The sequence below is a fragment of the Leisingera sp. NJS204 genome (assembly GCF_004123675.1).
Classification (GTDB): domain Bacteria; phylum Pseudomonadota; class Alphaproteobacteria; order Rhodobacterales; family Rhodobacteraceae; genus Leisingera.
This window is the reverse complement of sequence record NZ_CP035417.1, coordinates 3,557,612-3,583,542: the sequence shown is the minus strand read 5'-3', so window position 1 is coordinate 3,583,542 and position 25,931 is coordinate 3,557,612. Positions and strand designations below refer to the sequence as shown.

General features: G+C 59.1%; 37 protein-coding genes. All 37 read left to right on the top strand.

All coding sequences use genetic code 11. The features are described 5' to 3' along the window. Positions 1–275 precede the first annotated feature (275 nt). The 37 genes from rpsL to ETW24_RS17290 all read left to right on the top strand — a co-directional run bounded on the left by rpsL (position 276) and on the right by ETW24_RS17290 (position 25,819). The gene (gene rpsL / locus ETW24_RS17480; RefSeq protein ID WP_008204009.1) at positions 276–647 is read left to right on the top strand and encodes a 30S ribosomal protein S12; all 372 of its coding nucleotides are present in this window, start codon (positions 276–278) and stop codon (positions 645–647) included. A gap of 15 nt (positions 648–662) precedes the next feature. After that, on the top strand, positions 663–1,133 hold the full coding sequence (rpsG, locus tag ETW24_RS17475; protein WP_027257337.1) for a 30S ribosomal protein S7: 471 nt from the start codon (positions 663–665) through the stop codon (positions 1,131–1,133). Positions 1,134–1,151: 18 nt separating this feature from the next. Further along, a complete protein-coding gene (gene fusA, locus ETW24_RS17470; protein ID WP_129372227.1) occupies positions 1,152–3,269 on the top strand; it encodes an elongation factor G in 2,118 nt (705 codons plus the stop codon). A 63-nt stretch (positions 3,270–3,332) separates the two neighbouring features. Then, the gene (gene tuf / locus ETW24_RS17465; protein WP_072503619.1) at positions 3,333–4,508 is read left to right on the top strand and encodes an elongation factor Tu; all 1,176 of its coding nucleotides are present in this window, start codon (positions 3,333–3,335) and stop codon (positions 4,506–4,508) included. A 558-nt stretch (positions 4,509–5,066) separates the two neighbouring features. Beyond that, entirely contained in the window at positions 5,067–5,666 is a 600-nt protein-coding gene (locus ETW24_RS17455) for a hypothetical protein (protein ID WP_129372225.1), read from the top strand. Positions 5,667–5,904: 238 nt separating this feature from the next. Next, on the top strand, positions 5,905–6,219 hold the full coding sequence (rpsJ, locus tag ETW24_RS17450; RefSeq protein ID WP_019298501.1) for a 30S ribosomal protein S10: 315 nt from the start codon (positions 5,905–5,907) through the stop codon (positions 6,217–6,219). An 18-nt stretch (positions 6,220–6,237) separates the two neighbouring features. Beyond that, positions 6,238–6,963, top strand: a complete 726-nt coding sequence (gene rplC / locus ETW24_RS17445; RefSeq protein WP_027257340.1) for a 50S ribosomal protein L3 — start codon at positions 6,238–6,240, stop codon at positions 6,961–6,963. Beyond that, a complete protein-coding gene (rplD, locus tag ETW24_RS17440; RefSeq protein ID WP_129372224.1) occupies positions 6,960–7,577 on the top strand; it encodes a 50S ribosomal protein L4 in 618 nt (205 codons plus the stop codon). The genes rplC and rplD overlap by 4 nt, the downstream gene beginning before the upstream one ends. Further along, on the top strand, positions 7,574–7,870 hold the full coding sequence (locus ETW24_RS17435; protein WP_024088533.1) for a 50S ribosomal protein L23: 297 nt from the start codon (positions 7,574–7,576) through the stop codon (positions 7,868–7,870). Before rplD ends, ETW24_RS17435 begins: the two co-directional genes overlap by 4 nt. Before the next feature lie 248 nt (positions 7,871–8,118). After that, positions 8,119–8,613, top strand: coding sequence for a hypothetical protein (locus ETW24_RS17430; protein ID WP_254695643.1), 495 nt, complete (start codon positions 8,119–8,121; stop codon positions 8,611–8,613). A gap of 797 nt (positions 8,614–9,410) precedes the next feature. Further along, on the top strand, positions 9,411–10,013 hold the full coding sequence (locus ETW24_RS17420) for a hypothetical protein (protein WP_164982762.1): 603 nt from the start codon (positions 9,411–9,413) through the stop codon (positions 10,011–10,013). A 327-nt stretch (positions 10,014–10,340) separates the two neighbouring features. Continuing rightward, positions 10,341–11,183 (top strand): 50S ribosomal protein L2, encoded by an 843-nt coding sequence (gene rplB, locus ETW24_RS17415; RefSeq protein ID WP_129372221.1) that lies wholly within the window; start codon positions 10,341–10,343, stop codon positions 11,181–11,183. Between the two features lie 3 nt (positions 11,184–11,186). Next, on the top strand, positions 11,187–11,465 hold the full coding sequence (gene rpsS, locus ETW24_RS17410) for a 30S ribosomal protein S19 (RefSeq protein ID WP_024088539.1): 279 nt from the start codon (positions 11,187–11,189) through the stop codon (positions 11,463–11,465). 3 nt (positions 11,466–11,468) lie between these two features. Next, complete coding sequence (gene rplV / locus ETW24_RS17405; RefSeq protein WP_024088540.1) at positions 11,469–11,849, top strand: 50S ribosomal protein L22; 381 nt, start codon at positions 11,469–11,471, stop codon at positions 11,847–11,849. Next, positions 11,849–12,559 carry a 30S ribosomal protein S3 gene (gene rpsC / locus ETW24_RS17400; protein WP_044008297.1) on the top strand — a complete coding sequence of 237 codons (711 nt, stop codon included), beginning with the start codon at positions 11,849–11,851 and terminating at the stop codon, positions 12,557–12,559. Before rplV ends, rpsC begins: the two co-directional genes overlap by 1 nt. Positions 12,560–12,571: 12 nt before the next feature. Continuing rightward, on the top strand, positions 12,572–12,985 hold the full coding sequence (gene rplP, locus ETW24_RS17395) for a 50S ribosomal protein L16 (RefSeq protein WP_024088541.1): 414 nt from the start codon (positions 12,572–12,574) through the stop codon (positions 12,983–12,985). A gap of 240 nt (positions 12,986–13,225) precedes the next feature. Then, the gene (locus ETW24_RS17390; RefSeq protein WP_129372220.1) at positions 13,226–13,846 is read left to right on the top strand and encodes a TIGR02466 family protein; all 621 of its coding nucleotides are present in this window, start codon (positions 13,226–13,228) and stop codon (positions 13,844–13,846) included. Positions 13,847–13,978: 132 nt separating this feature from the next. Continuing rightward, positions 13,979–15,022 (top strand): succinylglutamate desuccinylase/aspartoacylase family protein, encoded by a 1,044-nt coding sequence (locus tag ETW24_RS17385; RefSeq protein WP_129372219.1) that lies wholly within the window; start codon positions 13,979–13,981, stop codon positions 15,020–15,022. 223 nt (positions 15,023–15,245) lie between these two features. Beyond that, positions 15,246–15,446: a 50S ribosomal protein L29 gene (rpmC, locus tag ETW24_RS17380; RefSeq protein WP_024088545.1), complete on the top strand. Its 201-nt coding sequence runs from the start codon at positions 15,246–15,248 to the stop codon at positions 15,444–15,446. 11 nt (positions 15,447–15,457) lie between these two features. Then, entirely contained in the window at positions 15,458–15,688 is a 231-nt protein-coding gene (rpsQ, locus tag ETW24_RS17375) for a 30S ribosomal protein S17 (protein WP_024088546.1), read from the top strand. A gap of 100 nt (positions 15,689–15,788) precedes the next feature. After that, positions 15,789–16,157 carry a 50S ribosomal protein L14 gene (rplN, locus tag ETW24_RS17370; RefSeq protein WP_027257350.1) on the top strand — a complete coding sequence of 123 codons (369 nt, stop codon included), beginning with the start codon at positions 15,789–15,791 and terminating at the stop codon, positions 16,155–16,157. A 2-nt stretch (positions 16,158–16,159) separates the two neighbouring features. Further along, on the top strand, positions 16,160–16,465 hold the full coding sequence (rplX, locus tag ETW24_RS17365; RefSeq protein WP_027257351.1) for a 50S ribosomal protein L24: 306 nt from the start codon (positions 16,160–16,162) through the stop codon (positions 16,463–16,465). After that, positions 16,465–17,028, top strand: a complete 564-nt coding sequence (gene rplE, locus ETW24_RS17360) for a 50S ribosomal protein L5 (protein ID WP_129372218.1) — start codon at positions 16,465–16,467, stop codon at positions 17,026–17,028. The genes rplX and rplE overlap by 1 nt, the downstream gene beginning before the upstream one ends. 20 nt (positions 17,029–17,048) lie before the next feature. After that, positions 17,049–17,354 (top strand): 30S ribosomal protein S14, encoded by a 306-nt coding sequence (gene rpsN, locus ETW24_RS17355; protein ID WP_129372217.1) that lies wholly within the window; start codon positions 17,049–17,051, stop codon positions 17,352–17,354. A 13-nt stretch (positions 17,355–17,367) separates the two neighbouring features. Then, entirely contained in the window at positions 17,368–17,760 is a 393-nt protein-coding gene (gene rpsH / locus ETW24_RS17350) for a 30S ribosomal protein S8 (protein ID WP_024088550.1), read from the top strand. A gap of 12 nt (positions 17,761–17,772) precedes the next feature. Then, complete coding sequence (gene rplF, locus ETW24_RS17345; protein ID WP_129372216.1) at positions 17,773–18,306, top strand: 50S ribosomal protein L6; 534 nt, start codon at positions 17,773–17,775, stop codon at positions 18,304–18,306. An 11-nt stretch (positions 18,307–18,317) separates the two neighbouring features. Next, positions 18,318–18,677, top strand: a complete 360-nt coding sequence (rplR, locus tag ETW24_RS17340; RefSeq protein ID WP_027257354.1) for a 50S ribosomal protein L18 — start codon at positions 18,318–18,320, stop codon at positions 18,675–18,677. A gap of 130 nt (positions 18,678–18,807) precedes the next feature. Then, the gene (gene rpsE / locus ETW24_RS17335) at positions 18,808–19,377 is read left to right on the top strand and encodes a 30S ribosomal protein S5 (protein ID WP_129372215.1); all 570 of its coding nucleotides are present in this window, start codon (positions 18,808–18,810) and stop codon (positions 19,375–19,377) included. 13 nt (positions 19,378–19,390) lie between these two features. Beyond that, positions 19,391–19,579, top strand: a complete 189-nt coding sequence (gene rpmD, locus ETW24_RS17330) for a 50S ribosomal protein L30 (RefSeq protein ID WP_129372214.1) — start codon at positions 19,391–19,393, stop codon at positions 19,577–19,579. Positions 19,580–19,823: 244 nt separating this feature from the next. Continuing rightward, positions 19,824–20,036 carry a DUF1127 domain-containing protein gene (locus ETW24_RS17325; protein ID WP_129372213.1) on the top strand — a complete coding sequence of 71 codons (213 nt, stop codon included), beginning with the start codon at positions 19,824–19,826 and terminating at the stop codon, positions 20,034–20,036. 268 nt (positions 20,037–20,304) lie between these two features. Further along, positions 20,305–20,517, top strand: coding sequence for a DUF1127 domain-containing protein (locus tag ETW24_RS17320; protein WP_129372212.1), 213 nt, complete (start codon positions 20,305–20,307; stop codon positions 20,515–20,517). Positions 20,518–21,055: 538 nt separating this feature from the next. Then, positions 21,056–21,526, top strand: a complete 471-nt coding sequence (gene rplO / locus ETW24_RS17315) for a 50S ribosomal protein L15 (protein WP_129372211.1) — start codon at positions 21,056–21,058, stop codon at positions 21,524–21,526. Between the two features lie 111 nt (positions 21,527–21,637). Then, positions 21,638–23,002 carry a preprotein translocase subunit SecY gene (secY, locus tag ETW24_RS17310; protein ID WP_129372210.1) on the top strand — a complete coding sequence of 455 codons (1,365 nt, stop codon included), beginning with the start codon at positions 21,638–21,640 and terminating at the stop codon, positions 23,000–23,002. Then, the gene (locus ETW24_RS17305; protein WP_129372209.1) at positions 22,999–23,646 is read left to right on the top strand and encodes an adenylate kinase; all 648 of its coding nucleotides are present in this window, start codon (positions 22,999–23,001) and stop codon (positions 23,644–23,646) included. The genes secY and ETW24_RS17305 overlap by 4 nt, the downstream gene beginning before the upstream one ends. Before the next feature lie 270 nt (positions 23,647–23,916). After that, entirely contained in the window at positions 23,917–24,285 is a 369-nt protein-coding gene (rpsM, locus tag ETW24_RS17300; protein ID WP_129372208.1) for a 30S ribosomal protein S13, read from the top strand. A gap of 15 nt (positions 24,286–24,300) precedes the next feature. Then, complete coding sequence (gene rpsK / locus ETW24_RS17295; RefSeq protein ID WP_129372207.1) at positions 24,301–24,690, top strand: 30S ribosomal protein S11; 390 nt, start codon at positions 24,301–24,303, stop codon at positions 24,688–24,690. Positions 24,691–24,802: 112 nt separating this feature from the next. Further along, complete coding sequence (locus tag ETW24_RS17290) at positions 24,803–25,819, top strand: DNA-directed RNA polymerase subunit alpha (RefSeq protein ID WP_129372206.1); 1,017 nt, start codon at positions 24,803–24,805, stop codon at positions 25,817–25,819. The last annotated feature ends 112 nt before the right edge of the window (positions 25,820–25,931 follow it).

The following is a 25,931-nucleotide window of genomic DNA, read 5'->3' as shown; positions in this document are numbered from 1 at the left end:
GGGCGGCCCCCGCCCGCTGTTGACAACCTTGGCGACTCCCCATATACGCGCGCTTATCCGGCACCCGGAGTGTATTCTTCGAAAGCCGAATTCAAAATTGCAGTGGCTCAAGGCTTGGGCACTTTTACCACCCGGGCCCTCTGTAACCTCACCGCGTCGTCTCACCTCGGAATGGGAGCGATTGCGGTTTTTGCGCTTGTGGACGCACAAGTGCAGCGAAATCACCCGCACGCGCCGGCGTGCATGACAGTGTTGCGAAAACGGGGAAAACCTGAATGCCAACGATCCAGCAGCTGATCCGCAAGCCGCGTCAGCCGAAACGCAAAGTTTCGAAGTCCCAGCACCTCGAGCAGTGCCCGCAGAAGCGCGGCGTCTGCACCCGCGTGTACACCACCACACCGAAGAAACCGAACTCCGCTATGCGGAAAGTTGCGAAGGTCCGCCTGACCAACGGTTTCGAAGTGATCTCCTACATCCCCGGTGAAAGCCACAACCTTCAGGAGCACTCTGTGGTTCTGATCCGTGGCGGCCGGGTAAAAGACCTTCCGGGTGTCCGTTACCACATCCTGCGCGGTGTTCTGGATACCCAGGGCGTTAAAGACCGTAAACAACGCCGTTCGAAGTACGGCGCCAAGCGTCCTAAGTAAGAAGGAGAGGCTGATATGTCACGTCGTCACGCCGCCGAAAAACGCGAAGTCCTGCCCGACGCCAAGTTCGGCGACCGCGTTCTGACCAAATTCATGAACAACCTGATGATCGACGGCAAGAAGTCGGTCGCAGAGCGTATCGTCTACAACGCCTTTGACCGCGTTGAAGGCAAAATCAAGCGCGCTCCGGTTGAAGTGTTCCACGAAGCTCTCGACAACATCAAACCCTCGGTCGAAGTCCGTTCGCGCCGTGTGGGCGGTGCCACCTACCAGGTGCCGGTTGAAGTCCGCCCCGAGCGCCGTGAAGCACTGGCAATCCGCTGGCTGATCACTGCTGCGCGCAAGCGCAACGAAAACACCATGGAAGAGCGCCTTGCAGGCGAGCTGATGGACGCTGTCCAGTCCCGTGGCACCGCAGTGAAAAAGCGCGAAGACACCCACAAGATGGCCGAGGCGAACAAAGCCTTCAGCCATTACCGCTGGTAAGCCGGAGGACCTAGACCTATGGCACGCGACTATCCGCTAGAACTGTACCGTAACTTCGGTATCATGGCGCACATCGATGCAGGTAAAACCACCTGCTCCGAGCGCATCCTGTATTACACCGGCAAATCCCACAACATCGGTGAGGTGCACGACGGTGCAGCCACCATGGACTGGATGGAGCAGGAGCAGGAACGCGGCATCACCATCACTTCGGCTGCGACCACCACCTTCTGGGAACGCACCGAAGACGGTGAAACCGCTGACTCGCCCAAGCACCGCCTGAACATCATCGACACCCCCGGCCACGTTGACTTCACCATCGAAGTTGAACGCTCGCTGGCGGTTCTCGACGGTGCTGTCTGTGTTCTGGACGCCAACGCCGGTGTTGAGCCGCAGACCGAAACCGTGTGGCGTCAGGCTGACCGCTACAAGGTTCCGCGCATGGTGTTCGTCAACAAGATGGACAAGATCGGCGCTGACTTCTTCAACTGCGTTGAAATGATCGAAGACCGCACCGGCGCCCGCGCGGTTCCGGTTGGTGTGCCGATCGGCGCCGAAACCGAGCTGGAAGGCCTGGTTGACCTGGTCAACATGGAAGAATGGCTGTGGCAGGGCGAAGACCTTGGCGCATCGTGGATCAAAGCACCGATCCGCGACAGCCTGAAAGACATGGCTGACGAATGGCGCGGTAAGATGATCGAGGCGGCCGTCGAAATGGACGACGACGCCATGGAAGCTTACCTGGAAGGCGAAGAGCCTGACGTGCCGACCCTGCGCAAACTGCTGCGCAAAGGCACGCTGGAAATGGCCTTTGTGCCGGTTCTGGGCGGTTCTGCGTTTAAAAACAAAGGCGTGCAGCCGCTGCTGAACGCTGTGATCGACTATCTGCCCAGCCCGCTGGACGTTGTTGATTACATGGGCTTCAAACCCGGTGACGAAGAAGAAGTCCGTGACATCGCCCGCCGTGCGGACGACAGCATGGCCTTCTCCGGCCTGGCGTTCAAAATCATGAACGACCCCTTTGTCGGCTCGCTGACCTTTACCCGGATCTATTCCGGTGTCCTGAACAAGGGCGACACGCTCTTGAACTCGACCAAAGGCAAGAAAGAGCGCGTTGGCCGGATGATGATGATGCACTCGAACAACCGTGAGGAGATCACGGAAGCGTTCGCGGGCGACATCATCGCGCTGGCAGGTCTGAAAGACACCACAACCGGTGACACCATCTGCGCTGTCAACGATCCGGTCGTGCTGGAAACCATGACCTTCCCCGATCCGGTTATCGAAATCGCGGTTGAGCCCAAGACCAAGGCCGACCAGGAGAAAATGTCCCAGGGTCTGCAGCGTCTTGCTGCCGAGGATCCGTCCTTCCGCGTCGAGACCGACATCGAGTCCGGTCAGACCATCATGAAGGGCATGGGCGAACTTCACCTGGACATCCTGGTTGACCGTCTCAAGCGGGAATTCAAGGTCGAAGCCAACATCGGTGCGCCGCAGGTTGCCTACCGCGAGACCATCTCCAAAGAGGTCGAGCATTCCTACACCCACAAGAAACAGTCGGGTGGTTCGGGCCAGTTCGCCGAGGTGAAACTGATCATCTCTCCGACAGAGCCGGGCGAAGGCTACTCCTTCGAATCCCGCATCGTCGGCGGTGCGGTTCCGAAGGAATACATTCCGGGCGTCGAAAAAGGCATCAAGTCCGTCATGGATAGCGGCCCGCTGGCCGGCTTCCCCGTGATCGACTTCAAGGTTGCCCTGATCGACGGTAAGTTCCACGATGTGGACTCCTCGGTTCTGGCCTTTGAAATCGCGGCCCGCATGGGCATGCGTGAAGGTATGCGCAAGGCTGGTGCGAAACTGCTCGAGCCGGTGATGAAAGTCGAAGTGATCACCCCGGAAGACTATACCGGCGGTATCATCGGCGATCTGACCTCGCGCCGGGGCCAGGTGTCCGGCCAGGAGAACCGCGGCAACGCAATCGCAATCGACGCGTTTGTGCCGCTGGCGAACATGTTCGGCTACATCAACACCCTGCGTTCGATGAGCTCGGGCCGCGCCCAGTTCACCATGCAGTTCGACCATTACGAACCGGTTCCGCAGAACATCTCGGAAGAGATCCAGGCGAAATTCGCGTAAGCGTCAAAAAATTGAGGGGTTCGCATCCGCTGCGGGCTCCTCTCGAAACAATAGGAGGCCATCATGGCTAAGGAAAAGTTCGAACGCACAAAACCGCACGTCAACATCGGCACCATCGGCCACGTTGACCACGGCAAAACCACGCTGACCGCAGCAATCACCAAATACTTCGGTGACTTCAAAGCCTACGACCAGATCGACGGCGCACCGGAAGAAAAAGCCCGCGGCATCACCATCTCGACCGCGCACGTCGAGTATGAGACCGAAGGCCGCCACTACGCCCACGTCGACTGCCCCGGCCACGCTGACTATGTGAAAAACATGATCACCGGTGCGGCGCAGATGGACGGCGCGATCCTGGTTGTGAACGCTGCTGACGGCCCGATGCCGCAGACCCGCGAGCACATCCTGCTGGGCCGCCAGGTCGGCATCCCGCACATGGTCGTGTTCATGAACAAAGTCGACCAGGTCGACGACGAAGAGCTGCTTGAGCTGGTCGAGATGGAAATCCGCGAGCTGCTGTCGTCCTACGACTACCCGGGCGACGATATCCCGATCATCGCGGGTTCGGCTCTGGCCGCAATGGAAGGCAACAAGCCTGAAATCGGCGAAGAGAAGATCAAAGAGCTGATGGCCGCTGTGGACGAGTACATCCCGACCCCGGCGCGTGCTGTTGACCAGCCGTTCCTGATGCCGGTTGAAGATGTGTTCTCGATCTCTGGCCGCGGCACCGTTGTGACCGGCCGGGTTGAGCGCGGCGTGATCAACGTTGGCGATTCGATCGAAATCGTTGGTATCCGCGACACCAAAACCACCACCTGCACCGGTGTGGAAATGTTCCGCAAGCTGCTGGACCGCGGTGAAGCCGGCGACAACATCGGCGCCCTGCTGCGCGGTATCGACCGTGACGGTGTTGAGCGCGGCCAGGTTCTGTGCGCCCCGAAATCGGTGAACCCGCACACCAAGTTCGAAGCCGAAGCCTATATCCTGACCAAGGAAGAAGGCGGCCGTCACACGCCGTTCTTTGCGAACTACCGTCCGCAGTTCTACTTCCGCACCACCGACGTGACCGGCACCGTGACCCTTCCCGAGGGCACCGAGATGGTTATGCCCGGCGACAACCTGAAGTTCGACGTTGAGCTGATCGCGCCGATCGCGATGGAAAACGGCCTGCGCTTCGCCATCCGCGAAGGCGGCCGCACCGTCGGCGCCGGCGTCGTTTCCAAAATCACTGAGTGATTTTGAAACAGTGGGTGGCAGGCGGTTTTCGCTAGAAAATCGCCGAGAACCCACCCGGTTCTGAATACAGAAAGGGCCTCCCTTGGGAGGCCCTTTTCTTTTGCAGCAGCGTTTGAACGGGGCAGAGACCGGAAGTCGTTGTTGACCTCTATTTCTTAAAGCCGCTTTTGTTCTTAGTGCCGTCTACAGGTACGTATCGTTGTCCCGGTTTTGGTGTGGGAGGCAATGGGTTCCCTTTTGTGGTAGTGCGTTCTTGTCCAGTCTTTCCTCCGCGAGGGCCAACAATTTCGACTTGGCCAGAGCCGGGTGCTTTTTGACCGGGTTTCAAGGTTCTGCTCATGCAATGTTCTCCATTTGTATCAGTGCGAAGCTTAGATAAGCACACATCTTGGTTGTTCAAGAAAGCGTGATGCAAATTTTAGGAGAATTTTGGCTAACCCGGAGGCACGCTCAGGTAACTAACTATTCGATCGCAAACGGCCAGACGATAGGACTTTGTTTTCCTTTACTTCCCGTGCTGTTTGGAGTGTTGTTGTGCGCATCTAAAAGGAGAGTCGAATGCTCACAATGCGCCTGCAAACATTTATCAAACTCTGCCACTACGATCAGGTCGAGCTGGCGCGGGCACTTGATACGATGTTGAATGGTCCCGGTGGTGGTCACAATTTCCATTGGTCTTTGAAAAAGGCTATTCACAGTTATATCGAAGGAGCTACTTCGGTAGAAATCGAAGACATTCTCGATACGCCAACCAAAGAAGCGGAGCGAAAGTACAACAAAGCTGCTTTTGAAAATTTCATCGCGAAGTTTGGGAAAGCCAAAGAGATCGAAGTAGTCGATCAGGAGAGGATTTACTCGATTCCGAACTTCGACATTGAGTTGAAGGTCGATCCGTGGTTTCGCACCTTTGAGAAGGGGCAAAGCCACCTGCATTTGGTCTGGGCGACGCAAAGGCCGGAACTCGCTCAGAGGATTGCGAATATTGGTACTCTTGTTCTACTGGATTGCTTTAAGGGTACAGCTTTGGGGAACTCCAGGTACTGCATAATGGATCTTGTGAAGCCCAAACGCTATACGGATAAGACTATCTCCGACAAGACGAAGTTGGCGCTTGAATTGCAATGCCGTTCCCTTGAGACCTGTGCCAAGCTTGTTTAGTTCGTGACGCTTTAGGTGGTGTTTACCACGGCAAACAAACCCCAAACGCACCGTCCGCCCCAAACGCAACCGTTTCGCCGCGAAACCCCTTGCCACATTGCTTCATCAAGCGTATAGCGCGCAGGTTCGCTATGTGCGGATAGGGGCGGGGTGATTCCCGCCTTTTGGGTTCGATGAGGGTTCGGCGGTGGTCGCAGGCCCTCCTCTCAACCTCAACGCCTCAATAAAGGCAGATGTAATGCAAAGCCAAAACATTCGCATTCGGCTGAAGGCATTCGATTACCGCGTGCTGGATGCCAGCACCCAGGAAATCGTCAACACAGCCAAGCGCACCGGCGCTCAGGTTCGTGGCCCGATCCCGATGCCGAACAAGATCGAGAAATTCACTGTTCTGCGTGGCCCCCACGTTGACAAGAAATCCCGCGATCAGTTCGAAATCCGGACGCACAAGCGTCTTCTCGACATCGTTGATCCGACCCCCCAGACCGTGGACGCGCTGATGAAGCTCGACCTCGCCGCTGGTGTGGACGTCGAAATCAAGCTGCAGTCGTAAGATCGGAGGGTAATGAATATGCGCTCTGGTATTATCGCAAAGAAAGTCGGCATGACCCGGCTGTTCCTGGAAGACGGCAAGCAGATCCCTGTGACCGTTCTGTCGCTGGACGGCCTGCAGGTTGTTGCGCAGCGCACCGATGACAAAGACGGCTACACCGCCGTTCAGCTCGGTGCCGGTTCCGCCAAGGCAAAGCGCACGTCGCAAGCCATGCGCGGCCACTTCGCAGCAGCCAAGGTTGCGCCGAAGCGCAAGCTCGTGGAATTCCGCGTGCCCGCAGACGCCCTGATCGAAGTCGGCGCCGAAATTTCGGCCGAACATTTCCTGGCTGGCCAGAAAGTGGACGTCACCGGCACCTCGATCGGTAAAGGTTTCGCCGGTGCCATGAAGCGGCACAACTTCGGCGGCCTGCGCGCCACGCACGGTGTGTCGATCTCGCACCGTTCGCATGGTTCGACCGGTCAGTGTCAGGATCCGGGCAAAGTCTTCAAAGGCAAGAAGATGGCCGGCCACATGGGCGCTGCCCGCGTGACCACCCAGAATCTGGAAGTGGTGAAAACCGACGCCGATCGCGGCCTGGTCTTCATCAAAGGCGCCGTTCCCGGCCCGAAATCCGGCTGGGTTACCGTCAAGGACGCCGTGAAGAAGAAAGCGCCCGAAGGTCTGCCGTTCCCGGCTGGTCTGAAAGCGGCTGCAACCGATGCACCGGCTGTTGAAGCCCCCGCGGAAGGTGGTGAAGCATGAAACTTGACGTGATCAAACTCGACGGCGGCAAGTCCGGCGACATCGAGCTGTCCGAAGACCTGTTCGGCCTGGAGCCGCGTGCGGACATCCTGCACCGTGTGGTCCGCTGGCAGCGCAACAACGCGCAGCAGGGCACCCACAAGGTGAAGACCCGCTCGGAAACCTCCTATTCGACCAAGAAGATCTATCGCCAGAAGGGCACCGGCGGCGCACGCCACGGTGACCGTAACGCGCCGATCTTCCGCAAGGGCGGTATCTACAAGGGCCCGGTTGTCCGTTCGCACGGCCACGATCTGACCAAGAAGTTCCGCAAGCTGGGTCTGCGCCACGCGCTGTCCGCTAAGGCAAAAGCGGGCGAGCTGGTCATCATCGAGGATGCAGCCTCCGAAGGCAAAACCGCGGCTCTGGCCAAACAGGTGAAAAACCTGGGCTGGAAACGCGCGCTGGTCATCGACGGTTCTTCGGTCAACGAAGACTTCCTGAAAGCGTCGCGCAACATTGAAGGCCTGGATATCCTGCCGACAATGGGCGCAAACGTCTATGACATCCTGAAGCGTGACATCCTGGTGATCACCAAAGCAGGTGTCGAAGCACTGGAGGCTCGCCTGAAATGAGCGCGAAAGCAGAACACTACGACGTGGTCCGCAAGCCGATCATCACCGAAAAAACCACCATGGCGTCCGAAAACGGCGCAGTGGTCTTTGAGGTGGCAATCGACTCGAACAAGCCGATGATCAAAGAAGCTGTTGAAGCTCTCTTTGGCGTCAAGGTGAAGGCGGTCAACACCACCATCACCAAAGGCAAGGTCAAGCGGTTCCGCGGCCAGATGGGCCGTCGCAAAGACGTCAAGAAAGCCTATGTGACCCTGGAAGAGGGCAACACAATCGACGTGTCCACCGGACTCTGAGATTTGCCTCTTTGAGACTTTGGAAGGCCCTCGCGACAGCGGGGGCCTTTTGCGTTTGTGCGGGGCAGGCATGTCTGCATGGCGGCTTCCTTGGTGCATTCCGTCCGCTGATTAATAGCCGCCGGCGGTTAAGATCCGCGAAGCCCCGCGTGCGCTGCCTGCGCAACGGGCGGCGTTCAAAAACGACGCCCCGGCACTATCATTCCTGGCGCTATAGCGTATGGGAGGGGGTGCCTTAAGGAGAATGAATGATGGGACCTTCACAGAGTTTGCCTGAACTGGTCGCGGCGGCGCGGGCCAATGCCAAGACGCTTGAAGATCGCATCATGGCGGCGCAGTCCCCTGACGGGCAGTGTGAAGAGCTGCGCGCGGCAACGGTTGCGCTGGAAGCCGCAGCGGTCGATATCTTCACTCTGTTCGAGGCGCGGATGCAGCACCATTTTAAGCGCGGACCGTTTTCACGGAAATTGACAGCCCTGCTGATGCAGTCCGGGCAGGCCGCCCTCGCCGAGAGGGTCCATCAGTATTATCTGGTGATCAATGTTTTGAAGCACGGCAAGGGGGCGAGCTACCGGGAGTTGCTGAATGCTCCGGCGTCCAAATTTGCCGTGACCACCGGCCAGGACATTGTCGCCGATGACGGGGTGGCATCCGTGGGGCTGGTGGACATCAGTTTTCCCGGCTTCTTTGCCGGGCTGACTGAGACCATTCTGGACGCCAGCCGGTTCCTTGAGGCGCAATAGGGTGCTGCCGGGCGTGCCAGCGTTATGCTGAAAGTATGCCTCCGGCGTAATCCGCCCCCGAAGTGCTGTAGGAGTGGAAAGTTCCCCGGCGCGGGATCAAGGCCGCAGGCCGCCGCGCCAGCGCCGTCCCGCCCCCTGGGGCGGCGCTACTTGGCTGGTGGTGTGCTCGTCGGTGAGGTCGTCCGGATTTGGCCGTCTTAGGATCATGTTGATCTTCCAGAATGGTGGTGTTTAAAGTGCTCGTTTATCTACTGTCACTCATGCAAGAATCTAATTTCTCAGTTCGCGAAAGTTTGGAACATCATGAATTTGGCGGCGTGGAATTCAATTGCAATATCTTCTTCATCAAGGAGAACATCTCTAATTTTTCTGGCTGCCAGTTTGATCTTGTCCGGCTGCTTGAACTCGCGTGAAACTGAAGTTTCTGCTGTACTGGCTCAAGAGGACCTCACCCCGGATTACCCGCAGCCTGATACCACGTACCTCTCGTTTTCCCCTAAGCAAGGCTTCCAAGTCGAGTATCTTGCCGCTGACGGTCGTTCCTATCTTTGGTATCCGGGAAATCGAACTGGTGTCCGAGGGCGCTGGACGAAGCTTCTGGACGAGATGTGCTTTTACTACGGGTCAGATGCCGACATGACAGCCCGCAAATGGCAATGCCGCTATCGAGCTCACTTCTCGAAGGCAAACCTGGGCTGGAGTTCCGGTGATTTGTTTAACTTGAGGTCAGGTTCGGTTCCTCACGTTTTGGCGCGTTGCCATCCCCCAAAAGGAATTGAAGTGAAAAGGAAATACAAATGTTGGCAATAAGACATCTTATCTTGATGGCTTTCACGATCAGCTTTGCTGGGTCAGCGCTGCATGCAGATGCTCTAAAACGGTTTCGAAAGTTTTCTTCCCGTGACTTGCCGAAGGAGGCGCGTGTTTCTTCACCGTTCTCGGTGCCCTATCTTTTGCTGGAGACCGAGGCTGGCTATCTACAGGTTCATTTCGAAAGTCCAGTTGGCTCGAGCAAGAATTTCTCTCGTAAAGGGACAGGGGAGCCGCTGAATGTCAGTGTATTCTTAAGGTGGCTGAAAGACCCTCAGGAGACGCGCAATTTTGTCAAAAAGCACTTCAGGCATGCGCCTGACTTGTCCTCTCCAAGGCTGGTTGCGCCGATAAAGTCGTCCCGGAATAGGGAACGTGCGGTCTCATTGGCGAAAGAGATACTGTCGCAAACTTATTGTGCAAAGGGAGAGGTTACAGAGGATCACAACTTTAAAAGGGTATCTACTTCCAGTGGAGCGTCGCCAACTGTAAAAACTATTCCTTTTGCCGCTCCGGCTGGAGCATGGGGCATATATGCTGGAGGATGGTCTGTTCGTCTCAAATGCTCGAGCTGGCGCAAGCTGCAATGAAATGACGAAGCACCTCCGTTTCTGGCTTTGCAAGAATCTAAGCTGCGGTCGAATTTTCTAGGTTGCGTGCCTCGTGTAAAAAGCCTCCCAAACAGTATCGACAGCGCGCGCCGACTCTGCTAAGCCGCACCAATCCTGCAGACCCCGGATTCGTTCCGGGGTTGTTACGTTTGTCAGGATGCATCAACTTTGGGACCTTCGGGGCCCTATATTTCAGGCAACCCTAGTAGGGCGTCTCCGCAGGAGACAACCGGGCGGGGGGCTAACACATAGCGGGTCCAAAGACAAAAACCTAAGGGCCTGCACGCTAAACGGAAGACAGAAAGCATGGCACTTAAGTCGTATAAGCCGACGACGCCGGGCCAGCGTGGGCTGGTTCTGATCGACCGTTCGGAGCTTTGGAAAGGGCGTCCGGTCAAATCTCTCACTGAGGGTCTGACCAAATCGGGCGGCCGGAACAACACCGGACGGATTACTTCACGCCGCCGCGGCGGCGGCGCAAAGCGTCTCTACCGGATCGTTGACTTCAAACGGAACAAATTTGATGTCGCGGCCACCGTTGAACGGATCGAATACGACCCGAACCGGACCGCATTCATCGCGCTGATCAAATACGAAGACGGCGAGCAGGCCTATATCCTGGCACCGCAGCGTCTGGCAGTCGGCGACAAGGTCATCGCTGCGGCGAAGGCTGACATCAAGCCGGGCAACGCAATGCCGTTCTCGGGCATGCCGATCGGTACCATCGTTCACAACATCGAAATGAAGCCCGGCAAAGGCGGCCAGATCGCCCGTGCAGCCGGTACTTACGCTCAGTTCGTTGGCCGTGACGGCGGTTACGCTCAGATCCGCCTGTCCTCGGGCGAGTTGCGTCTGGTGCGTCAGGAATGCATGGCCACCATCGGTGCCGTGTCGAACCCCGACAACTCGAACCAGAACTTCGGTAAAGCCGGCCGTATGCGCCACAAGGGCAAGCGTCCTTCGGTGCGTGGTGTGGTTATGAACCCGATCGACCACCCCCACGGCGGTGGTGAAGGCCGGACCTCCGGTGGCCGCCACCCGGTGACCCCCTGGGGTAAACCGACCAAGGGCAAACGGACCCGCAACAAAAACAAGGCGTCGCAGAAGCTTATCGTCCGCTCGCGCCACGCCAAGAAGAAAGGCCGCTAATCCATGGCACGTTCCGTATGGAAAGGCCCCTTCGTTGATGCTTATGTCCTGAAAAAGGCCGAAGCAGCGCGTGAGTCGGGCCGCAATGAAGTGATCAAGATCTGGTCGCGCCGTTCCACCATCCTGCCGCAGTTTGTCGGTCTGACCTTTGGTGTCTACAACGGCAAAAAGCACATCCCAGTCAACGTCTCGGAAGACATGATCGGTCAGAAGTTCGGTGAATACTCGCCGACCCGCACCTATTATGGCCATGCCGCTGACAAAAAAGCGAAGCGGAAGTAAGTCATGGGTAAGGAAAAGAATCCCCGCCGCGTGGCAGACAACGAAGCAATGGCAAAACTGCGCATGCTCCGTACCTCGCCGCAGAAACTGAACCTGGTGGCTCAGATGATCCGTGGCAAGAAAGTCGAGAAGGCGCTGACCGACCTGACATTCTCCAACAAGCGGATTGCTCAGGACGTGAAGAAATGCCTTCAGTCCGCCATCGCAAACGCGGAAAACAACCACAACCTGGACGTCGATGAACTGGTCGTCGCCGAGGCGTGGGTCGGCAAAAACCTGACCATGAAGCGCGGCCGTCCGCGTGCCCGTGGCCGGTTCGGCAAAATCCTGAAGCCGTTTGCGGAGATCACCATCAAGGTGCGTCAAGTTGAGGAGCAAGCCTAATGGGTCATAAAGTCAATCCGATCGGCATGCGCCTGCAGGTGAACCGCACCTGGGACAGCCGCTGGTATGCCGACACCAAAGACTACGGTGATCTGCTGCTCGAGGACCTGAAAATCCGCGAGTTCATCAAAACCGAGTGCAAGCAGGCGGGCATCGCCCGTGTGATCATCGAACGCCCCCACAAGAAGTGCCGTGTGACCATTCACACCGCGCGTCCGGGCGTGATCATCGGTAAAAAAGGCGCGGATATCGAAGTACTTCGCAAGAAGCTGGCTTCGATGACCGACAGCGAGCTGCACCTGAACATCGTTGAAGTCCGCAAGCCGGAACTCGACGCTGCTCTGGTCGGCGAGTCCATCGCTCAGCAGCTGGAACGCCGTGTGTCCTTCCGCCGCGCGATGAAACGTGCCGTGCAGAACGCCATGCGCATGGGTGCCCTGGGTATCCGGGTGAATGTCGCCGGCCGTCTGGGCGGTGCTGAAATCGCCCGTACCGAATGGTACCGCGAAGGCCGCGTGCCGCTGCACACCCTGCGTGCCGACATCGATTACGCACCCACCGAAGCGGTGACCCCTTATGGGATCATCGGGATCAAGGTCTGGATCTTCAAAGGCGAGATCATGGAGCACGATCCTTCGGCACGTGACCGTAAAGCACAAGAAATCCAGGACGGCCCAGCACCTCGCGGTGCCGGTGGCGGCCGTCGCTAAGGAGGATTTGAGATGCTTCAGCCAAAGCGCACTAAATTCCGCAAAATGCACAAAGGCCGGATCCACGGCCTGGCAAAAGGCGGTTCCGACCTGAACTTCGGCACCTATGGCCTGAAGGCAACCACTCCTGAGCGTGTGACTGCGCGCCAGATTGAGGCTGCCCGCCGTGCCATGACCCGGCACATGAAACGCCAGGGCCGTGTCTGGATCCGTATCTTCCCGGACACTCCGGTGACCTCGAAGCCGACCGAAGTCCGTATGGGTAAAGGTAAAGGTTCCGTGGATTACTGGGCCGCCAAGGTTAAGCCTGGCCGCGTGATGTTCGAGATCGACGGCGTCACCGACGAAGTCGCCCGCGAGGCCCTGCGCCTGGCAGCGATGAAACTGCCGGTCAAGACCCGCGTCGTGGTTCGCGAAGACTGGTAAACGGCGGCCTTGCCGCCGCCTGCGCAACAGTTGCTTTTGCCTGCAAAAGCGATGAGAGCGCAGCCGGTTTTTGAAAAAATCAAAGGCCCCCGCTGAGTGATCGGCGGGGGTTTTTCGTTGTGGCCGTCCGTTGGGGCGCTGCCCCCGCCGCCCTTGGCGGCTCCCCCGGGGTATTTGCAACCAGAAAGAAGCTGCAGGAAGCATCTCGCCAAGGCAGGGGCGCTACGCTAAGACGGTGCTATGGCCCAGATTGAATCGCTTTTTGCGACCCGCCTCTACCGCGCGCAATTGTCCGAACACGGACCATCGATTGATGCGCAGGAAATGGAAAACTCCTGTCTTGTCATCGCCGGTGATGACGATGCCGGGCAGGACTGGTGCGAGGAGAACGGCTATCCCGGCTATACCTCTTACGCCTCGCTCACCGATCTGCCCTGGCGGTTTCCCATCTTTGCCGATCTGGTAAAGTCGCTGGATCTGCATGTGGCGGCATTTGCCAAGGATCTGGAGCTGGACCTGGACGGGCGCGCACTGGTGCTGGAGGATCTGTGGATCAACATTCTGCCTGAGGGCGGCACCCATGCCAGCCACATCCATCCGCATTCGGTGATTTCCGGCACCACCTATGTGTCGATGCCCGAGGGTGCCTCGGCGTTGAAGCTGGAGGACCCGCGCCATGCGATGATGATGGCGCATCCGCCGCGAGTGAAGGACTGCCGTCAGGAGCTGCGGACCTTTGTCTATCAGTCGCCCGCGGTGGGGGATGTGCTGTTGTGGGAAAGCTTTATCCGCCACGAAGTGCCGCTGAATATGGCCGAGGAAGAACGGATTTCGGTGAGCTTCAATTACAAGTGGGAGTAAGCAGGCTTCCCTGAAGCGCTCCGGTGAGTGTTTTGCCTGCGAACGGGCAGAGCGCTGGCCTGGACCGGTGCAATTGCGTAATGCGGAAAACTTGCTAAGCCTGTTGAGAGCATCTCATTGAAAGGCTTTGCCATGGCGACCCGTCCTGACTTTGAAATCGGCGGCTTCGACATTCCGCCCGGCACCCGCCGCACGGTGGACCTGCCGGTGAGCGTGCTGTCGGACCACACACCGGTCACCATGTCCGCACATGTGATCCACGGGGCGAAGGACGGGCCAACCCTGTTTGTCTCGGCGGCCATTCATGGCGATGAGGTGATCGGGGTGGAAATTGCCCGCCGCCTGCTGCGCAGCCGCAAGTTTTCGCGCCTGAAGGGCACCCTGATCGTGGTGCCGATCGTCAACACCTTCGGGTTTTTGAACCACTCCCGTTATCTGCCGGACCGGCGCGACCTGAACCGCTGTTTTCCGGGCAGCGGCGGCGGTTCGCTGGCCAGCCGCCTGGCGCATCTGTTCATGACCGAAGTGGTGGATCGCTGCGATCTGGGTATCGACCTGCATTCTGCCGCCATCCACCGCACCAATATGCCGCAGATCCGGGTGTCGCCGAAGGCGCAGGGGACCCTGGCCTATGCCGATGCCTTTGGCGCGCCGGTGGTGATCCGCTCCGGGCTGCGCGACGGTTCCCTGCGCAAGGAGGCGCAGGCGCGCGGGGTCGATGTCCTGCTGTATGAGGCCGGCGAGGGCCTTAGGTTCGACGAGCAGTCCGCGCGGGTGGGGGTTGCCGGCATCCTGCGGGTGATGCACGCGCTGGACATGATCCCCGGGGATGGCGTGCCGCTGGCCGAGGTGGTGCCGGTCCGGGCGGGCAGCAGCAGCTGGGAGCGCGCGCCCGCCGGCGGGTTGCTGCGGACCTACAAGACCACCGGTGAAATGGTCGAGGAGGGCGACGTGCTGGGGGTTGTTTCCGATCCCTTTGGCGAACACGAAGAAGAGCTGCAGGCAGGCCAGGCGGGCCTGATCATCGGCCGTGCCAATATGCCGATCGTGAATGAGGGCGACGCCCTGTTCCACATTGCCAGGGTGGCGACGCCGGTAGAGGCCGAAAGCCGCATCGAGAGCCTGCATGCGCAGCTGGAGGACGCGGCGATGTTCGACGAGGATGAGATCATCTGAACCGCCGCCGCCGCAGGGCGGACGGGCTTGCGGCGCATCTTCGATCTTTCCCTTGCCCCTGCACCCTGTCTCCTCTATAGGGACCCATCGCCTGTCCCTTATCCGCCTTGGATTTGGGCCGGGTGATTCTTTTTTGCCGCGTCTTTGGCGCGGTTGACATAACCCACCAGGTCAAAGGTTACCCATCGGGGCCTTCTGGTGCTTTGGACAAGGAACAAAGGCGATGAACGCCAATGATCTGCGCGACAAAACCGTGGATGAACTCCGCGATGCCCTCGCATCCCTGAAAAAAGAGAGCTTCAACCTGCGCTTTCAGCAGGCGACCGGTCAGCTGGAAAACACTGCAGGCATCAAAGCGGCCCGCCGCAACGCTGCCAAAGTGAAGACCATCCTGAACGAAAAAGCTGCTGCAGCAGCTGAATAAGGAGCGACACGATGCCCAAACGTATTCTCACTGGCACCGTGACCAGCGATGCCAACGCCCAGACCGTAACTGTCTCGGTTGAACGCCGCTTCACGCATCCGGTTCTGAAGAAAACCATCCGTAAGTCCAAGAAATACCGGGCTCACGATGAAAAGAACGCTTTCAAGGTCGGCGACTCTGTACGCATCATCGAATGCGCGCCGAAATCGAAAACGAAACGCTGGGAAGTTCTGGAAGCCTAAGAGTCTCAACCGAGACTCCTGGCGACTGGGCTGAAAAGCAAAGTCGAAACCCTGGGGGATCACGCCACGCATCGGCGCCCCATAGGTCGGGAGAAACCACATGATCCAGATGCAAACAAATCTGGATGTTGCTGACAACTCCGGCGCCCGCCGAGTTCAGTGCATCAAGGTTCTGGGTGGCTCCAAGCGTAAATACGCATCCGTAGGCGACATCATTGTCGTTTCGGTCAAGGAAGCCATCCCGCGCGGCCGCGTGAAAAAAGGCGACGTCCGCAAGGCCGTTGTCGTACGCACCGCCAAAGAAGTCCGCCGCGAAGACGGCACTGCAATCCGGTTCGACCGGAACGCAGCCGTTATCCTGAACACCAACAATGAGCCGGTCGGTACCCGGATCTTTGGCCCGGTTGTTCGTGAACTGCGCGCGAAAAACTTCATGAAGATCATCTCGCTTGCTCCGGAGGTGCTGTAATCATGGCTGCTAAACTCCGCAAAGGCGACAAGGTCGTCGTGCTGTCCGGCAAAGACAAAGGCAAAGAAGGCGCTATCGCCTCCGTTGACCCGAAAGCCGGCAAAGCCATCGTCGACGGCGTGAACATGGCCATCCGCCATACCCGCCAGTCGCAAAACGAACAGGGCGGCCGTCTGCCCAAAGCACTGCCGATCGACCTGTCGAACCTGGCGCTGCTGGACAGCAACGGCAAAGCAACCCGTGTCGGCTTCCGCGAGGAAGACGGCAAGAAGGTGCGCTTCGCCAAGACCACCGGGGAGACTGTCTGATGCTTGACGCTGCAACCTACACCCCGCGCCTGAAGACTCTGTACAAGGACACCATCCGTGGCGCCCTGAAAGAAGAGTTCGGCTACAAGAACGACATGATGCTCCCCAAGCTGGAGAAAATCGTTCTGAACATCGGCTGCGGCCGCGCTGCTGTCAAAGACAGCAAGAAAGCCAAATCCGCTCAGGCCGATCTGACCCTCATCGCGGGCCAGAAAGCTCTGACCACCGTGGCAAAGAACTCCATCGCCGGCTTCCGCGTTCGCGAAGGCATGCCGATGGGCGCCAAGGTGACCCTGCGCGGTGACCGGATGTACGAATTCCTCGACCGTCTGATCACCATTGCGATGCCCCGTATCCGCGACTTCCGCGGTGTTTCGGGCACCTCTTTCGACGGCCGTGGCAACTATGCCATGGGCTTGAAAGAGCATCTCGTGTTCCCGGAAATCGATTTTGATAAGATCGATGAAAACTGGGGCATGGACATCGTGATCGCCACCACCGCGAACACCGACGCGGAAGCAAAGGCGCTGTTGAAAGCTTTCAACATGCCCTTCAACAGCTAAGCGGGGGAAGGATAGAGACCATGGCTAAGAAAAGCATGATCGAACGCGAGAAGAAGCGCGAGCGCCTGGTGGCAAAATACGCCGCAAAGCGCGCCGAGCTGAAAGAAATCGCGACTGACGAAAGCCGCCCGATGGAAGAGCGTTTCACAGCGCGTCTGAAACTGGCGAAACTGCCGCGCAACTCGTCGGCAACCCGTCTTCACAACCGCTGCCAGCTCACCGGCCGTCCCCACGCTTACTACCGTAAGCTGAAGGTCAGCCGTATTGCGCTGCGCGAGCTGGGTTCTGCTGGTCAGATCCCCGGCATGGTGAAATCGAGCTGGTAAGGGAGAGACAGATATGAACGATCCTATCGGCGATATGCTCACCCGTATCCGTAACTCTCAGATGCGCGGCAAATCCACCGTCCTGACCCCGGCTTCCAAGCTGCGGGCCTGGGTGCTGGACGTGCTGGCAGACGAGGGCTACATCCGCGGTTATGAGAAGATGACTGGTGCCAATGGCCACCCGGCTATCGAAATCAGCCTGAAGTACTTCGACGGCGAACCTGTCATTCGCGAGCTTAAGCGGGTCTCCAAGCCCGGCCGCCGCGTTTACATGGGCGTCAATGACATCCCGTCGGTCCGTCAGGGCCTGGGCGTGTCGATTGTCTCCACCCCCCAGGGTGTGATGTCGGACGCAAGCGCACGCGCAGCCAACGTTGGCGGCGAAGTGCTCTGCACCGTCTTCTAAGGAGGCTCGCAGATGTCCCGTATTGGTAAAAAACCGGTCGAACTGCCCAGCGGCGTGTCCGCTGCCGTGTCCGGCCAGACCATCGAAGTGAAAGGCCCGAAAGGCGCCCGTACCTTCACTGCCACCGACGATGTCACCCTGTCGGTCAACGACAATGTTGTCACCATCGAGCCGCGCGGCAAGTCCAAGCGTGCCCGTCAGCAGTGGGGCATGTCCCGCACTCAGGTGGCCAACCTTGTGACCGGCGTGACCCAGGGCTTCAAGAAAGAGCTTGAGATCCAGGGTGTGGGTTACCGGGCTCAGATGCAGGGCAACACCCTGAAGCTGAACCTGGGCTACAGCCACGATGTCGACTTCACTGCACCTGATGGCGTCACCATCACCGCACCGAAGCAGACCGAAATCGTTGTGGAAGGTATCGACCAGCAGCAGGTGGGCGAAGTCGCGGCGAAAATCCGCGAATGGCGCCGTCCCGAGCCCTACAAAGGCAAAGGCATCCGCTACAAGGGCGAATTCATCTTCCGCAAGGAAGGCAAGAAGAAGTAAGGACCAGCAAAATGGCAAACAGCAAACGTACCCTGTTTCTGAAGCGCCGGCTGCGCGTCCGGAACAAGCTTCGCAAAGTGAACGCAGGCCGTCCGCGTCTTTCTGTGCACCGTTCGAACAAGAACATCTCTGTTCAATTGATCGACGACCTGCGCGGCGTGACCGTGGCCTCCGCTTCGACCCTGGAAAAAGATCTCGGCGTTGTTGGCAAAAACAACGTCGAAGCAGCGACCAAAGTTGGTGCTCTGATCGCCGAACGCGCAAAAGCGGCCGGTGTCAGCGAAGCCTACTTCGATCGTGGCGGCTTCCTGTTTCACGGCAAGGTGAAGGCTCTGGCCGACGCTGCGCGTGAAGGCGGCCTGAAGATCTAATCTATTGCGGGCGGTCTTTCGGGACCGCCCCGATGATCCGGGACCCCGGGCTTTGTCCGGGTGTCACCAGGATTGGAACAACAGGCGCCCCGTGCTTTGTGCAGTGCGCCTCTCTTAAAAGGAATGCCTGATGGCAGAACGTGATAACCGCCGTGGCAACCGCCGCGACCGTGACGAGACACCGGAATTCGCAGATCGCCTGGTCGCGATCAACCGCGTCTCCAAAACCGTAAAAGGCGGTAAGCGCTTTGGTTTTGCAGCCCTGGTTGTTGTTGGCGACCAAAAAGGCCGCGTCGGCTTTGGCAAGGGTAAAGCGAAAGAAGTGCCCGAAGCGATCCGCAAGGCGACCGAGCAGGCCAAGCGCCAGATGGTCCGTGTGCCGTTGAAAGAGGGCCGCACCCTGCACCACGACATGGCCGGCCGTCACGGCGCAGGCAAAGTTGTGATGCGTACCGCGCCTGAAGGTACCGGTATCATCGCAGGTGGTCCGATGCGTGCTGTCTTCGAAATGCTTGGCGTCAAAGACGTTGTTTCGAAGTCGATCGGTTCGCAGAACCCCTACAACATGATCCGCGCCACCCTGAACGGCCTGTCCAAAGAGCAGAGCCCGCGTTCGGTGGCTCAGCGCCGCGGCAAAAAGGTCGCTGACATCCTGCCCAAGCGGGACGAAGCACCGGCAGCTGCCGAAGCTGAAGCGTAAGGAGTAGAGAGACATGGCAAAAACCATCGTGATCAAGCAGATCGGCTCGCCGATCCGCCGTCCTGCCAAACAGCGCGCTACGCTGATTGGCCTGGGCCTGAACAAGATGCACAAAACCCGTGAGCTGGAGGATACTCCTTCGGTCCGCGGCATGGTCAACTCGATCTCGCATATGGTTCAGATCATCGAAGAGCGCGGCTAAGCCTCTTTTCGATCCCTGACTAACAAACGCCTCCGGGAAACCGGGGGCGTTTTTCGTTTTGGGACAGCGCAGGGCGGGGGCAGGGCGTTTGCCTGCGGGAAAGGCTCCTTGCACCGCGTGCATAGCGGCTTGCCGGTTGTGTCAGTTGTTGGAATCGCAGCGGCTCCCTATCTCGGAGTCACAGCAAATGACCAAACACAGACCACCGGGAATATGCCCGGTATCAGAGATAAGGATTGTTACGATGGCACATGTTATCAGCACCGCACACAGCACCCACAGCCTCACCGCCCGCATCCGTTCCGCCGTGGAAGGCCTGGCCGATTCCTGGGTGAAAGCCCGTGAATTCCAGCGCACCTACAATGAACTGGACGCGCTGAGCGATCATGAGCTTTCGGACATCGGCGTGCGTCGCGACGATATCGCCGACCTGGCCCGCCAGCACGTCTACGGCTAAGAATTTCCTCCTTCCCGGACGCTACTCTCCTCCTCCTCCTTTGTGTCCGGGCCAAAGCGCTCCTGCCCCCGCCGGGCGGGAGCGTTTTCTTTTGCACGCCCTTCAAGGAACCTCACGCAATCGTGCTATGCGGGTGCTGCATAGCCGCCAGACCAAAGCATCCGTTGATCCCGGTCCGTGCCGTCCTTATGTGCCGTTCACTTCAGACGAACAGATCAAGCAACGCGCCGGAGGCCCGCTCCGGCAGCGCAGCGAAGGAACAAGAACAATGGCATATTCAACTCTCTCCGCACCCTCCGCCGGGATTTCGGCTCGTTTCGCAGGCTTTGCCGCCGGGCTGATCCAGAACTGGAAGCTGCGCCGCGACTACAAGGCGACCGTCAACGCCCTGCGCGCGATGTCCACCCGCGATCTGGCCGACATCGGCCTGACCCGCTGCGCCATCCCCGGTGTCGCGCGTGAACACGTTTACGGCAAGTAATCTCATCGGCCGGCTGACGGATCCTCCTCCCTCTCCGAAAGCCCGGCCCGAAAGCGCCCCTGCCATCCCGGCGGGGGCGTTTTTGTTTGCAGAGGTGTTGCGCAGGCGCCGTTCGCACTGCCCACGCGGATTTAACCCGGATGCGCCATGCTGTTCCCCGGTCATGATCACCCGCCGGGCCTGACACCCCCGGCACCTGGAACTGGGCTCCGGCATGGCACCCGGAGCGCGCGATGCGCGTATTCGCATGGGGGAAACCCCATCCCATCTCCACCCCGGCGGCGCCGCCATCCCTTAACGGACGGCCTCAGACGGAACGGACAGCACCAGAGGCAGCAAGAGCAGCAACCGGCAGGGCAGGGGTCTTGACGGCGGGATCCGACTGCGCCGCATGTTTGGCAAGGCTGCGGGGCTTGATCCCGTCCCGCATCGGGTCTATAGGCACCCGGTGGCGTTCTGCGCCATGGAATCACCAATCAAGAAACGCCGCGGTTGGCCCGTCTCGCTTCGGGGGCCACATCCGGCAAGGAGAAGCGACATGAAACTTCACGAACTCAGCGACAATCCTGGCGCAACCAAAAAACGCATGCGCGTTGCCCGTGGCCCCGGCTCCGGCAAGGGCAAAATGGGCGGCCGTGGTATCAAAGGCCAGAAATCCCGTTCGGGTGTGTCGATCAACGGTTACGAAGGCGGTCAGATGCCCTTGTACCAGCGTCTGCCCAAGCGCGGCTTCAACAAGCCGAACCGCAAGGCATACGCCGTTGTGAACCTGGGTCTGATCCAGAAATTCATCGACCTGGGCAAGCTGGACGCCGCGGACATCACCGAAGATTCGATGATCGCATCGGGTCTGGTACGCCGCAAGCTGGACGGCGTCCGCGTCCTGGCCAAAGGTGAAATCACCGCCAAAGCCACCATCACTGTGACCGGTGCATCGGCAGCTGCCGTTGACGCTGTTGCAAAAGCTGGCGGCGCTCTGACTGTGGCAACTGCAGCCGCCGCAGAGTAACGGCTTGTGAGCGGCGCCAATGCCGCTTACATAGTCTTCGAGTTTTCCTAGAACGCCGCCCGAGCCGGAAAACGGTTCCGGGCGGCGTTTCGCTAAAGAAGAGACCTTTTCATGGTATCAGCAGCAGAACAAATGGCGGCGAACACCAGCTGGGCTGCCCTGGGCAAGGCCACGGATCTGCGCAACCGGATCCTGTTCACGATCGGCCTTTTGATTGTCTATCGCCTGGGCACGTTCATTCCGGTTCCGGGCATTGATTCAGGCGCCCTGCGCCAGTTCATGGAGCAGGCAGGCCAGGGCATCGGCGGCATGGTGTCGATGTTCACCGGCGGCGCGCTTGGCCGGATGGGGATTTTTGCCCTTGGCATCATGCCCTATATCTCCGCCTCCATTATCGTTCAGCTTCTGACTTCGATGGTGCCCTCGCTTGAGCAGCTCAAGAAAGAGGGCGAACAGGGCCGCAAGAAGATCAACCAGTACACCCGCTACGGCACCGTGGCGCTGGCGACCGCGCAGGCCTATGGGCTGGCGGTGTCGCTGGAATCGGGTGATCTGGCGACCGATCCGGGCATGTATTTCCGCATGGCCTGCATGATCACCCTGGTCGGCGGCACCATGTTCCTGATGTGGCTGGGCGAGCAGATCACCCAGCGCGGCATCGGCAACGGTATCTCGCTGATCATCTTTGTCGGCATCATCGCCGAGGTTCCGGCAGCGATTGCCCAGTTCTTTGCCTCCGGCCGTTCCGGTGCGATCAGCCCCGCCGTGATCATCGGTGTGATCCTGATGGTGATCGGCGTGATCATGTTTGTCGTGTTCATGGAGCGCGCCCTGCGCAAGATCCACATCCAGTACCCGCGCCGCCAGGTCGGCATGAAGGTCTATGACGGCGGCTCCTCGCATCTGCCGGTCAAGGTGAACCCGGCGGGCGTGATCCCGGCGATCTTCGCCTCGTCGCTCTTGCTGCTGCCGACCACCATTTCGGCGTTCTCGTCAGGTGCTGCAACCGGTCCGGTGATGTCCTGGCTCTTGGCGAACTTCGGCCCCGGCCAGCCGCTGTATCTGCTGTTCTTTGTCGCGATGATCGTGTTCTTTGCCTATTTCTACACCTTCAACGTCTCCTTCAAACCGGATGACGTGGCGAACAACCTGAAGAACCAGAACGGCTTTGTTCCCGGCATCCGTCCCGGCAAGAAAACCGCAGAATACATCGAGTACGTGGTCAACCGCATCCTGGTTCTCGGCTCCGGCTACCTGGCGCTGGTCTGCCTGCTGCCCGAGGTCCTCCGCGGCCAATTCGCCATCCCCGTCTATTTTGGCGGCACCTCCGTTCTTATTGTGGTATCCGTCACTATGGACACCATCCAACAGGTGCAAAGCCACCTCCTCGCGCATCAGTATGAGGGGCTTATTGAGAAAAGCCAGCTGCGCGGGCGCAACAAAAAACGGACAAAACGGGGACCCTCTCGCCGATGAGCAACATTATCCTTCTTGGCCCGCCGGGGGCGGGCAAAGGTACGCAAGCGCGCTACCTGGTTGAATCCCGCGGCATGGTGCAACTCAGCACCGGTGATATGCTGCGCGAGGCCCAGACCTCCGGAACCGAAATGGGCAAGAAGGTTGCTGCCATCATGGCCGAAGGCAAGCTGGTCACCGACCAGATCGTCATTGGCCTGATCCGCGAGAAACTGCGCGAGGGCGCCGAGGGCGGTTTCATCTTCGACGGCTTCCCGCGCACCCTGGCCCAGGCCGATGCGCTGGCCAAGCTGCTGGACGAGATGGGTCTGAAGCTTGATGCGGTGATCGAGATGCAGGTCGATGATGACGCGCTGGTCACCCGCATCACCGGCCGCTCCACCTGCGGCGGCTGCGGCGAGGTCTATCATGACGAGACCAAGCCCTGGCCGGCGGACGGCAAATGCGCCAACTGCGGCAGCGATGATGTGAAACGCCGTGCGGACGACAATGAGGACAGCCTCAGGACCCGTCTGATGGAGTATTACAAAAAGACCTCGCCCCTTATTGGCTACTACTATGCCAAGGGCAATCTGCAGCGTCTGGACGGCCTTGCCTCGATCCAGGAAGTGCGCAAGACGATGGCCTGGATTATGGGCGAATAACGCTCATTGCAGGCGGCGGGGCAGCCGCTCTGCCAGCTGCCTGAACAGCCAAGCCCTGCCGGTCCGGCGGGGCTTTTTCTTTAGGGCTTGACGGCCCATTTCCCAGCCCCTAGTTACCCACATCCCTTCTGGGAATGATTCCCGGCGGGCAGATTCGTTTGCCTGCTTTATCACCTCGAAATGCTGGACCCTCTGGCCACACTGCCACGGTCAAGTGTTGTGAAAAAAGGTTCCGGCGCTACGGAACCGCAACGAAAAGGAAAGTGACACGTGGCACGTATTGCCGGCGTTAACATCCCGACTGCAAAGCGGGTTCCCATCGCCCTCACCTACATCACCGGTATCGGTAATACCTCGGCGAAAGCTATCTGCGAAGCCGTTGGCATCGACGCGACCCGCCGTGTGAACGAACTCAGCGACGCGGAAGTCCTGGCCGTGCGCGAGCACATCGACGCCAACTTCACCGTCGAAGGCGACCTGCGCCGTGAAACTCAGATGAACATCAAACGTCTGATGGATCTTGGCTGCTACCGTGGCCTGCGCCACCGCCGCAACCTGCCGGTCCGCGGTCAGCGTACCCACACCAACGCTCGCACCCGCAAAGGCCCCGCAAAGGCCATCGCTGGTAAGAAGAAGTAAGGGAGGGTTTGACCAATGGCACGTGATAAGACACGCGTTAAGAAGAAAGAGCGCAAGAACATCGCAACCGGTGTTGCGCATGTGAACTCGTCGTTCAACAACACCAAAATCCTGATCTCCGACGTGCAGGGCAACGCGATCTCCTGGTCGTCGGCCGGCACCATGGGCTTCAAAGGCTCGCGGAAATCCACGCCTTACGCAGCCCAGATGGCTGCCGAGGATGCGGGCAAGAAAGCCCAGGATCACGGTGTGAAGACGCTGGAAGTCGAAGTTCAGGGCCCCGGCTCTGGCCGTGAATCGGCTCTGCGCGCACTGGCTGCCGTCGGTTTCAACATCACTTCGATCCGTGATGTGACCCCGATTGCGCACAACGGCTGCCGCCCGCCGAAGCGCCGTCGCGTCTAATTCGAATTTTTGCTGGGGCCCCGCTTGATTCGCAGGGCCCCAGTGCGTCATTTAAACCTCGGGCGTCCTTGGCCTTTCGGACATGGGGCAAGGACAGGAATGGAGGGAACGCATGATCCATAAGAACTGGGCAGAGCTGATCAAGCCGGCACAGCTGGAAGTGAAGCCGGGTAACGATCCTGCACGCCAGGCAACTGTCGTCGCAGAGCCGCTGGAACGCGGTTTCGGCCTGACCCTGGGCAACGCGCTGCGCCGCGTTCTGATGAGCTCGCTGCAAGGCGCGGCCATCACCAGCGTGCAGATCGACAACGTGCTGCACGAGTTTTCGTCTGTTGCCGGTGTGCGCGAAGACGTCACCGACATCATCCTGAACCTCAAGGGCGTATCCCTGCGCATGGAAGTCGAAGGCCCCAAGCGCCTGTCGATCAATGCCAAGGGCCCGGCTGTTGTCACTGCTGGTGACATTGCCGAAACCGCCGGCATCGAGGTTCTGAACCGCGATCACGTCATCTGCCACCTGGACGACGGCGCCGACCTGTTCATGGAACTGACCGTGAACACCGGCAAAGGCTATGTCTCGGCAGAGAAGAACAAGCCGGAAGACGCACCGATCGGCCTGATCCCGATCGACGCGATCTATTCGCCGGTCAAGAAGGTCTCCTATGACGTTCAGCCGACCCGTGAGGGCCAGGTTCTGGACTATGACAAGCTGACCATGAAGGTGGAAACCGACGGCTCCATCACGCCGGATGACGCCGTGGCCTATGCCGCCCGCATTCTGCAGGACCAGCTGTCGATCTTCGTCAACTTCGACGAGCCGGAATCGGCAAACCGTCAGGACGAGGACGATGGTCTCGAGTTCAACCCGCTTCTGTTGAAGAAAGTGGACGAGCTGGAACTGTCCGTGCGCTCGGCAAACTGCCTGAAGAACGACAACATCGTCTATATCGGCGATCTCATCCAGAAGACCGAAGCAGAAATGCTGCGCACGCCGAACTTCGGCCGCAAGTCGCTGAACGAGATCAAAGAAGTGCTGTCGGGCATGGGTCTGCACCTTGGCATGGACGTCGAGGACTGGCCGCCGGACAACATCGAAGATCTGGCCAAGAAATTCGAAGACAGCTTCTAAAGCGCGTCTTTGAGGGGAGGGCACTGGCCCTCCCCAAACCATTCCCGGGTTTGGCCGGGGAAGATACGGGCTTCTGCCCCAAGGTGAGCAGCCGACACGCATCAGCTGCCTG